Annotated in this window: 8 protein-coding genes; 5 read left to right on the forward strand and 3 right to left on the reverse strand. The window is 61.2% G+C overall.

What is annotated here, in order from left to right; translation table 11 throughout:
* Positions 1-346: 346 nt before the first annotated feature.
* Positions 347-2,194, forward strand: coding sequence for a dihydroxy-acid dehydratase (gene ilvD, locus QMX88_RS27345; protein ID WP_282373373.1), 1,848 nt, complete (start codon positions 347-349; stop codon positions 2,192-2,194).
* A 144-nt stretch (positions 2,195-2,338) separates the two neighbouring features.
* Here the strand turns inward: ilvD and QMX88_RS27350 are convergent, their stop codons facing one another.
* A complete protein-coding gene (locus QMX88_RS27350; RefSeq protein WP_282373374.1) occupies positions 2,339-2,803 on the reverse strand; it encodes a DUF3429 domain-containing protein in 465 nt (154 codons plus the stop codon).
* A gap of 143 nt (positions 2,804-2,946) precedes the next feature.
* Between QMX88_RS27350 and QMX88_RS27355 the strand changes: the two genes are divergently transcribed.
* Entirely contained in the window at positions 2,947-4,215 is a 1,269-nt protein-coding gene (locus tag QMX88_RS27355; RefSeq protein ID WP_282373376.1) for a DASH family cryptochrome, read from the forward strand.
* A gap of 44 nt (positions 4,216-4,259) precedes the next feature.
* Here QMX88_RS27355 and QMX88_RS27360 read toward each other — a convergent pair whose 3' ends face one another.
* Both QMX88_RS27360 and QMX88_RS27365 read right to left on the reverse strand, forming a co-directional pair.
* A complete protein-coding gene (locus QMX88_RS27360) occupies positions 4,260-5,315 on the reverse strand; it encodes a haloacid dehalogenase-like hydrolase (protein WP_282373377.1) in 1,056 nt (351 codons plus the stop codon).
* A 217-nt stretch (positions 5,316-5,532) separates the two neighbouring features.
* Entirely contained in the window at positions 5,533-6,045 is a 513-nt protein-coding gene (locus QMX88_RS27365; protein WP_282373378.1) for a dihydrofolate reductase, read from the reverse strand.
* Between the two features lie 254 nt (positions 6,046-6,299).
* Here QMX88_RS27365 and QMX88_RS27370 point away from each other — a divergent pair, with 254 nt between their 5' ends.
* The 3 genes from QMX88_RS27370 to QMX88_RS27380 all read left to right on the forward strand — a co-directional run bounded on the left by QMX88_RS27370 (position 6,300) and on the right by QMX88_RS27380 (position 9,634).
* Complete coding sequence (locus QMX88_RS27370) at positions 6,300-7,679, forward strand: DUF2868 domain-containing protein (RefSeq protein ID WP_282373379.1); 1,380 nt, start codon at positions 6,300-6,302, stop codon at positions 7,677-7,679.
* Positions 7,672-9,057: a GTPase/DUF3482 domain-containing protein gene (locus tag QMX88_RS27375; RefSeq protein WP_282373380.1), complete on the forward strand. Its 1,386-nt coding sequence runs from the start codon at positions 7,672-7,674 to the stop codon at positions 9,055-9,057. The genes QMX88_RS27370 and QMX88_RS27375 overlap by 8 nt, the downstream gene beginning before the upstream one ends.
* A gap of 121 nt (positions 9,058-9,178) precedes the next feature.
* A complete protein-coding gene (locus QMX88_RS27380) occupies positions 9,179-9,634 on the forward strand; it encodes a YkgJ family cysteine cluster protein (RefSeq protein ID WP_074890161.1) in 456 nt (151 codons plus the stop codon).
* Positions 9,635-9,784: the final 150 nt, after the last annotated feature.

The raw sequence follows: 9,784 nt of genomic DNA on the forward strand, positions 1-9,784 counted from the left end.
AGCTTGCTCACGAAGACGGCGTTGCACCCGCTGAAGCTTTAGCGAATGTACCGCCACCTTCGTGAGCAAGCTCACTCCCACAGTTGCGTTTGCCTGCAGATACATCAGTGTTATCAGACCGATGAATCCGCAGCCCCACTTCCCGCCATTCCCTCCCGCCCTCACAGGTGTAGAATCAGCGCTATTCATCGCCAGTCATCCCCCGGCGGGTTTATGAGCTCAGGCTGGGCGTACGGTGATCCCGTATCGTTCGGTTTCTTCGCTGCATCCGGTCACTGCCTTTTGCACACGACGTCACTAGAAGCTCACTCCCTTCCTTATTCAGCCGATTAGCCGGAGTGTTCCAATGCCTGATTACCGTTCGAAAACGTCCACCCACGGCCGCAATATGGCCGGCGCCCGCGCCTTGTGGCGTGCCACGGGCATGAAGGACGACGATTTCAAGAAGCCGATCATCGCCATCGCCAACTCGTTCACCCAGTTTGTACCGGGCCACGTCCACTTGAAGGACATGGGTCAGCTGGTGGCGCGCGAGATCGAAAGAGCAGGCGGCGTCGCCAAGGAATTCAACACCATCGCAGTGGATGACGGCATCGCCATGGGCCATGACGGGATGCTGTATTCGCTGCCAAGCCGCGAGATCATTGCCGACTCGGTCGAGTACATGGTCAACGCCCACTGCGCCGATGCCATTGTCTGCATCTCCAACTGCGACAAGATCACCCCCGGCATGCTGATGGCTGCGTTGCGCCTGAACATCCCGGTGGTCTTCGTCTCCGGCGGTCCGATGGAAGCCGGCAAGACCAAGCTCGCCAGCCACGGCCTGGACCTGGTCGACGCCATGGTCATCGCTGCCGACTCTACCGCGTCCGACGAAAAAGTCGCTGAATACGAGCGCAGCGCCTGCCCGACGTGCGGTTCGTGCTCCGGGATGTTCACCGCCAACTCGATGAACTGCCTGACCGAAGCCCTGGGCCTTGCGCTGCCGGGCAACGGCTCGACGCTGGCGACCCACTCCGACCGCGAACAGCTGTTCCTGCAGGCCGGCCGCACCATCGTCGACCTGTGCAAAACCTATTACAAAGACAATGACGACTCGGTGCTGCCGCGCAACATCGCCAACTTCAAGGCGTTCGAGAACGCGATGACCCTCGACATCGCGATGGGCGGTTCGACCAACACCATCCTGCATTTGCTGGCCGCTGCCCAGGAAGCCGAGATTCCATTCGACCTGCGCGACATCGATCGCCTGTCGCGCCGCGTGCCGCAACTGTGCAAGGTCGCGCCGAATATCCAGAAGTACCACATGGAAGACGTCCACCGCGCTGGCGGCATCTTCAGCATTCTGGGCTCGCTGGCCCGTGGCGGCCTGCTGCACACCGACCTGCCGACCGTGCACAGCAAATCCATGGAAGAAGCCATCGCCAAGTGGGACATCACCCAGACTGACGACGAAGCGGTGCATCACTTCTTCAAAGCGGGCCCCGCCGGTATTCCGACCCAGACCGCCTTCAGCCAGTCGACCCGTTGGGACACCCTGGACGACGACCGCGAGAACGGCTGCATCCGCAGCGTCGAGCACGCCTACTCGCAAGAAGGCGGCCTGGCCGTGCTGTACGGCAACATCGCGCTCGACGGCTGCGTGGTGAAAACCGCGGGCGTGGACGAATCGATTCATGTGTTCGAAGGCAACGCCAAGATTTTCGAAAGCCAGGACAGCGCCGTTCGCGGCATTCTGGCGGACGAGGTGAAGGCCGGGGACATCGTGATCATCCGTTACGAAGGTCCGAAAGGCGGCCCGGGCATGCAGGAAATGCTGTACCCGACGTCATACCTGAAATCCAAAGGCTTGGGCAAAGACTGTGCGCTGCTGACCGACGGACGTTTCTCGGGCGGGACCTCTGGCCTGTCCATCGGCCACGCTTCTCCTGAAGCCGCAGCCGGCGGCGCGATCGGTCTGGTTCGTGACGGCGACAAAGTGCTGATCGACATTCCGAATCGCTCGATCAATCTGATGATCGACGACGCGGAAATGGCCGAACGTCGCGCCGAGCAGGAAAAGAAAGGCTGGAAGCCGGTTGAGTCCCGCCCTCGCAAGGTGACCACCGCCCTCAAGGCCTACGCCCTGCTGGCGACCAGCGCCGACAAAGGTGCCGTGCGTGACAAGGCCCTGCTGGACAAGCTGGTGCCGTAAGCATCACCTCGCACTGAAGAACACCCCGCACGCCGGGGTGTTCTTTTGTCTGCCGGCCGCTTTAAAGAAGCAAGGCTCGACCATCCGTCGAACATCCACCCGGGCCCATCAATTTCGCCGGCAACAGATCCAGACACCGGCGATTCATGAGCCAATGGCTACGGTGATCGCACCCAACAGCAGGCAAAGACTGGCGACCAACGTCAGACGCAGACGCATCGGCAAATACCAGGCGGGCAGCGTTGTCACCTTCACCAGACGCCGGTCCTGCCAGTAATGCGTGACGAAACCGAAAATCAACAGCAAAAGCCCCAGCGGTGCAGGCAATAACAGAGCAGGCCAGGCGATCAGTGCCGGGATGACACTCCAGATGAACCGCTCGCGACATTGATCGGCACTCAACCCTTGCAGGGTCATGGCGAACCCCCAATGCAGCGCGCCCACAAAGCTCAAGATCACCGCCCCGTAAGCAACCAGCGCTTGCGTCAAGAAAGGGCGATATTCGACTGAAAAAAGAATCAGCAACAGCAGCCCAACGAACGGCAGCAACCCCCCATAGCCCAGCAGGGCGACATACCTTGGCGACGAAGACAGCGACAACGCTTTCATTTGAGCCCCTTCCAGTCATTTACTTGAAAGACTATCGCTCAAAAGCGCAATCCTGTTTAGCTTCTCTTCGCTCGAACGGAAAAAGGACCACGTCCTCAAACCAACTGATCAAGGCCTTGATCCCTAGACGCTGAGACCTTCATATGAATACGTTGATCTATTGGTTCCGTCAGGACCTTCGGCTTGCTGACAACCCAGCGTTCACTCACGCATGTGAAATTGCTGACACGCTGCTGCCGGTTTACTGCACACCCGTGACGACATCGTCGCCATGGGGATTCGAGCGCATCGGCGCCCACCGCCAGTATTTCGAACAATCAGCGGTCAGCGCACTGGCCGAGCAGTTGCGGGCTCACGGCAGTGGGTTGATGCAGATCGAGGGTGATCCTGTGGAGCGGCTTGTCGCCCTGGCCCACGAATGGGGTATCGATACGGTCATCTGCGAACGCATCGCGGCGCCGGAAGAGGAAGCACAGGTGCAGGGCCTTCGCGCAGCGGGATTGACCGTGGAAGATCACTGGCAGTCGACGCTGTTTTCGCTGGATGAGTTGCCGATGGCGGTCGAGGAGTTGCCCGACGTATTCAGCAGCTTTCGTCGTCTTGTGGAAAAAGCCCACACTTCTGCACGCCCCGTCATACCGTCGCCAACGACGATTCCTGCGCTGCCCCAAGGCTTGAGCATCAAGCCGGTCACGCTGCAGACGCCTCCCGCTTTGGACGCCCGCTCGGCGTTTCCTTATCAAAACCAGACGTTCCAAGGCGGCGAGCAGGCGGCCATCGAACATCTGCAGCAGTATTTCCGTCGGGGTCTGGCGAACAGCTACAAAGCCACGCGTAACAACCTGAGTGCTGTGGACGACTCCACCAAGTTTTCGCCTTGGCTTGCACGGGGTTCGCTGTCAGCGCCGCAGATTGATCAGGCGTTGAAGGCTTTCGAGGCCGAACACGGCGCCAACGACAGCACGTACTGGATTTATTTCGAGTTGCTGTGGCGCGATTACTTTCGCTTGCTGCATCTGAAATACGGTCGCCCTCTGTACCGCGCCAGCGGCCTGAAAGGTGGCAGCGAGCCGGGTCATAACCCACAAGGGTTCGCGCGCTGGTGTCGGGGTGAAACCGGGGAAGCATTGATAGACGCTGGCATGCGGGAATTGGCAGCAACCGGCTACTTATCCAACCGAATGCGCCAGATCGTCGCCAGTTACCTGATTTTTGACCTGAAGGGCGATTGGCGCGCCGGGGCCGCCTGGTTCGAAGCGCAGCTGGTGGATTACGATGTCTACAGCAATCAGGGCAATTGGCTGTACATCGCCGGCTACGGAACGGACCCGAGGGGCGGTCGGCGATTCAACACCACGAAGCAGGCGGACGAACATGATGCCGACGGCGCCTACCGCAGGCTATGGGCCTGACAGTGCGCGGCACGGCATATCGCCGCGCCGCGCGATGAGACGGCTTACTGAATCTCGTCCGGCTTGACGATCACCCAGTTCTTGTCCGCCGTGACCGGCAAGCCCTCCTTGGCCTGGGCCTCGGCGTTGGTCTTCATCATGCCGTTGAGCTGGGTCATGTACTTGTCCTTGCGATTGACCCACAGGTGAACGCCGCCTTTGCTGACGTCGACGCTGTGGAACAGCATGTAGCCATCGCTGGTGGGGGTGTCGCCGCCGACCAGCACCGGTTTTTTCCACTGATCGATGTAGGTCAGGATCGCCGCCTGTTTGCCGGCCATCCAGGTCGCCGGGGTCCACAGGTAAGGCGTCAGCTCAAGGCCGAGGTTGGCTTTCTCATCGTATTTACCGGCGGTGATTTGCTTGCGGGCGGTGGTCAGTTCGCCTGTCTCGCGGTTCTTCAGCAGCGTGGTCACGCCGATGACATTCTGCGGCTTCACGTTGTAGCCGTACTTGGGATCGGCGGCGACCATGCGCACCAGCTCTTCGGAGGCCGCGGTCATGACATAGACCTCGATGCCGTTTTCCATCAGCTTGTTGTACAGCTCGGCCTGGCCGGTGAACACCTTGGGCGGCTGCACTTCTATGGTCTTGACCACGTCGCCTTCGTAATACGTGCTCGGCACCGGCTTGCCCGAGGCCATCAGCTCGTCGACGTAGCCTTTGAGTTCTTTGAGGGTGAAGCCGGAAAACACTTGCGCGACCCATGGATAACAGACCATGTCGTCGATTTCGCACAGTCGATAGTAATAGCTGAACAGGCTTTCCTTATGGTCAGCGGTGTCCTTGAACGGGATGAGCTTGAGAGAAGGATCGAGCGTGTCGCGGGTGATCAGCCCTTTGTTTTCCATGAACGGCAGCAGTGACTCTTCCAGGTCGTAGCGGTAGCTGGTGTTGTCCATGTCGAAAACGGCGAAATTACCTTTGTTGGCGTTCGCCGCAATCATGGCGTTGAGCTGCTTGGCGGCAGGCGCAGGCCAGTGGGTCAGCTCGGTGGCGAGTGCCTGTCCGGCCAGGCCCATACACAGCGCGGTGGCCAATAATGTTGGTACGAATTTCATGGTGATCCCCTCCCCTTTTTTGGTTCGATGAGGACCGTAACAAAAAGCCATGACTGTTTCGATGCGTCAGCGACAGCGTCCGTTCTCACCGCGTCACCTCGGGCGCCATTCGCGACAGATGACATGAAAACGACGTTTTTGTGACAACGCTTGAGCTGCTCACTCCCACAGTTGATCGCATTCCCCTGTAGGAGTGAGCTTGCTCGCGATAGCGATATCAGGCCCGCTCCCAAACCTCGAAACTGTACGCAGGCTTGTCATCCAGCGCCGGGTTTGGCGTGTCGGAAACCAGTTTCCACTGCGCCAGATCGAATTCCGGAAACCACGCATCGCCTTCGGGACTTAACGCAACGCGGGTGAGGTACAGGCGGTCAGCGTGCTCAAGGGCTTGGCCGTAAAGCTGGGCGCCGCCGATCAGCATCACTTCGCTGACACCTTGCTCGCGCGCCCACTCTTCCGCGCGGTGCACCGCCGCGTCCAGAGAGGTAAATACTTCGGCGCCTTCAAGCTGCAAATCCTGCTGGCGCGTGACCACCAGATTCAACCGACCCGGCAGCGGACGGCCCAGGGAATCCCAGGTCTTGCGACCCATGATGATCGGCTTGCCCAGCGTGGTTGCCTTGAAATATTTGAAATCGCCCGGCAGGTGCCAGGGCATGGAATTGTCGACGCCGATGACTCGGTTTTCAGCGAGTGCGGCGATCAAGCTCAGGGGGAGATGTTTTTTCATGGCGCGAGGATATCAGAGGCCACCCCCGGATTCCTTCCCCGGAGTGCGAGCCGAATGACCATCGCCCGGAAGGCCCCTATCGCGAGCAAGCTCACTTCTACAATGGCGGCAGATGGCGGAAAATTGCGAACGACGAACCTGTAGGAGTGAGCTTGCTCGCGATGGCGGTTGTCCAAACAACGCGAACCCTTGGCAATGCGCGATCGCAGCCACACCGGTTATGCTCACCCACGACTTTACCGACGAGACGCCGCGTGACTGCACTGACTCCCCTTGATGAACTCTGGCTGACCGAAGCCGTGCGCCTGCGTGAAGAACACGCTGGCGCGCTCGAAGATGAAGAAGCCAATCGCCGCGCTCGTGCCGCTGCGGGCGACCTGCAAACCCGGATCAAACACCGCGCCCTGTGGCTTGCCGAACGCGACGGCATGCGCAAGGCCCTGCACCACTGGAAACAAGGCGCGCGGCTGGCGCTGATCGTGCTGGCGGTGTTCGCGGTGGTCAGCGGCGCCGGACTGGCTTTCGCTGCGTTGGGCGACGGACAGACACCCGTCAATGTGTTCTGGGCGCTGGGCAGCCTGCTCGGACTTAACCTGATTCTGCTGACAAGCTGGGCGATGGGCCTGCTCTTCGTCGGGGAAAGTACCGCTGGCCTCGGTCGCCTCTGGATGTGGCTCAGCGAGAAGCTGGCACGCGATGCCCAGGCCGCGCAGCTCGCGCCGGCGTTGATATTGCTGCTGCAACGCAAGCGTCTGAACCGCTGGGTGCTGGGCATCTGCGTCAATGGCCTGTGGCTGCTCGCCCTGCTCAGCGCCCTGACGCTGCTGCTGTTACTGATGGCGACGCGGCGCTACGGCTTCGTCTGGGAAACGACCATTTTGGGCAGTGACATTTTTGTCAGCCTGACCCGAGGCCTGGGGGCGATTCCGTCGTTGCTGGGTTTCAGCGTGCCGACCGAATCGATGATTCGTGCCAGCGGCGACAACGCCCTCGCCATCGAAAACGCCCGTCAGGCCTGGGCCGGATGGCTGGTCGGCGTGCTGGTGGTGTTCGGTATTGTGCCGCGTTTTCTGCTGACGGTGCTGTGTTACCTGCGTTGGCGCGTGGGTCGACAAGGGTTGGCACTGGATCTGAATCACCCCGGCTTCGTCGAACTGCGCGAGCGCTTGATGCCCAGCAGTGAACGGCTGGGCATCAACGATGCAGCGCCTCCTCAGCTTCACGCGGTAACCTCCGGTCCGTCGGCGAGCGAAAGCCAGGGCGCGCTGCTGGTCGCCATCGAACTGGACAATCAGCAGCCATGGCCGCCCGAGCTTCCCGACAACGTGGTCAACGCCGGCGTTCTCGACTCCCGGGAATCACGGCGCACACTGCTTGACCAACTGACACGCTATCCGCCCGCACGCCTTGCCATTGCCTGCGACCCACGTCGCTCGCCAGACCGCGGCAGCCTGGCGTTGATTGCCGAACTCGCGCGTTGCGCCACCTCCACACGCATCTGGCTGTTGCCGGCCCCCACCGGACAGGCGCTGGACGCCGACCGACTGGAGGATTGGCACACGGCGCTGCAGCAGCTTGAACTGAACTGGACCGACAGTGCGCCAGTGACCTGGCTGGAGAGCGGACATGACTGACAAGGACGCAATTCGACCGCTGAAACTGGCCGTGGTTGGCCACACCAACGTCGGCAAAACCTCGCTGTTGCGCACGCTCACGCGCGATTTCGGCTTCGGCGAAGTCTCCCATCGTCCGAGCACCACCCGGCACGTCGAAGGCGCGCGGCTGTCGGTGGATGGCGAGGCGCTGCTGGAGCTGTACGACACGCCCGGCCTGGAAGACGCCATCGCCCTGCTGGATTATCTCGAGCGGCTGGACAGACCCGGCGAACGGCTCGACGGCCCGGCGCGGCTCGGGCGTTTTCTGGAGGGCAGCGAGGCGCGCCAGCGTTTCGAACAGGAAGCCAAAGTGCTTCGTCAGTTGCTCGCCTCCGACGCCGGCCTGTACGTGATCGACGCGCGAGAGCCGGTGCTCGCCAAATATCGCGACGAGCTGGCGGTGCTCGCCAGTTGCGGCAAACCCTTGCTGCCCGTGCTCAATTTTGTCAGCAGTGCGCAGCAGCGCGAACCGGACTGGCGTGAAGCGCTGGCGCGTCTTGGGCTGCATGCGCTGGTACGCTTCGACAGCGTCGCCCCGCCCGAAGATGGCGAACGCCGTCTGTATGAAAGCCTCGCCCTGCTGCTGGAAACCTCACGGGGAAGACTTGAGCGTCTCATCGCAGACCAACAGGCCCAGCGTGAAGCTCGCAAGCAGAGCGCAGCCAGGTTGATCGCCGAACTGTTGCTGGACTGCGCGGCCTGCCGCCGAAGTGTCGCCACCGATTCCGGTCAGGTCCAGGCGGCGATCGATGACCTGCGCAAGGCTGTGCGCCAGCGCGAACAACGTTGCGTCGAGTCGCTGCTCAAGCTCTACGCCTTTCGTCGCGAAGACGCCTCGGCCAGCGATTTACCGTTGATGGATGGCCGTTGGGGCGATGATCTGTTCAATCCCGAAACCCTGAAATTGCTGGGCGTGCGCGTGGGTGGCGGTATCGCTGCGGGCGCGGCCGCAGGTGCTGGCGTGGATTTGCTGGTTGGCGGCATCACGCTGGGTGCGGCGGCACTGGTCGGCGCGATTGCCGGCGGCGCCCTGCAAACAGCGCGCAGTTATGGCAGCCGGTTGATGGACAAATTCAAGGGGCAGCGCGAACTGACGGTCGACGATGCCGTGCTCCGACTGCTGGCGCTGCGCCAACGGCAACTGCTGCAAGCCTTGGAGGTGCGGGGTCATGCCGCGATAGAGAGCATCAAACTGACGGCCCCTCTCGACAAAACCTGGCGCGAAGGCAAGTTGCCGGAGGCGCTGCATAAGGCGCGAGCGCATCCGCAATGGTCGTCGCTGAATCCGGGGGCGAAGCTGAATCAAAGCGAGCGGCAGGAGCAAGTCGAGGCGTTGGCGAAAACCGTGCTCGTCTGAAATGAGCCACACGACTGATCGGGCGGCAAGCTGCCGACAGTCGCTTCAATCATTTTGCGGTAGGGGAATTGCGCGCGGACCGGTATGATCGCGCGCCCGATACACCCGGAAGCACACGCGCATGAAACCCACCTTGATCGCCGCTGCAGAACTCGACCGCATCGAGACCTGGCAGAAATACTCCAGCTATATGTGCGGGGGCTGCGTTTCCAGCTGCTGCACGCTGCCTGTGGAAGTGAAGATCAAGGACCTGATCCGGATCGGCATCGTTGACGAGTTCGAACAAGGGGATAACCCGAAGAACATCGCCAAGCGGTTGCAGAAGGACGGGATCGTCGAGCGCTTCAACCAGAAGTCCGGGATCTTCACCCTCCAGCGCATGAGCAACAACGACTGCCTGTACCTGGATCGCAAGAGCCGGCTGTGCACGATCTACGACAAGCGCCCCGACACCTGCCGCAATCACCCGAAGATCGGCCCACGCCCGGGTTATTGCGCGTACAAGCCGAAAGAAGTCGTGCGCGAAAGCACCGGCACGCTGAACTCGAACTCCGGCCGTGTGCCGTTGAAGTTCTAAGCCCCTACAGAGTTCGCGCACGCGTTCCCGGCTAAAGCCGGTCCTACCAAAGGCGCGCGGGCTTTAGTGGGACCGGCTTTAGCCGGGAAGGGGCCGGATTGCGCAACATCGGCCTCACATCGCCACCGGCCAAACCAAACCCCAGACAAA

Origin of the sequence: Pseudomonas sp. PS02290 (assembly GCF_029960075.1) — a bacterium.
Taxonomy (GTDB): domain Bacteria; phylum Pseudomonadota; class Gammaproteobacteria; order Pseudomonadales; family Pseudomonadaceae; genus Aquipseudomonas.

Bases quoted from the DNA above. Each gene is read 5' to 3' on its own strand.
- QMX88_RS27360 (WP_282373377.1), bottom strand. From the start codon at position 5,315: ATGAAATTCGTACCAACATTATTGGCCACCGCGCTGTGTATGGGCCTG.
- ilvD (WP_282373373.1), top strand. From the start codon at position 347: ATGCCTGATTACCGTTCGAAAACGTCCACCCACGGCCGCAATATGGCC.
- QMX88_RS27365 (WP_282373378.1), bottom strand. From the start codon at position 6,045: ATGAAAAAACATCTCCCCCTGAGCTTGATCGCCGCACTCGCTGAAAAC.
- QMX88_RS27355 (WP_282373376.1), top strand. From the start codon at position 2,947: ATGAATACGTTGATCTATTGGTTCCGTCAGGACCTTCGGCTTGCTGAC.
- QMX88_RS27380 (WP_074890161.1), top strand. From the start codon at position 9,179: ATGAAACCCACCTTGATCGCCGCTGCAGAACTCGACCGCATCGAGACC.
- QMX88_RS27375 (WP_282373380.1), top strand. From the start codon at position 7,672: ATGACTGACAAGGACGCAATTCGACCGCTGAAACTGGCCGTGGTTGGC.
- QMX88_RS27350 (WP_282373374.1), bottom strand. From the start codon at position 2,803: ATGAAAGCGTTGTCGCTGTCTTCGTCGCCAAGGTATGTCGCCCTGCTG.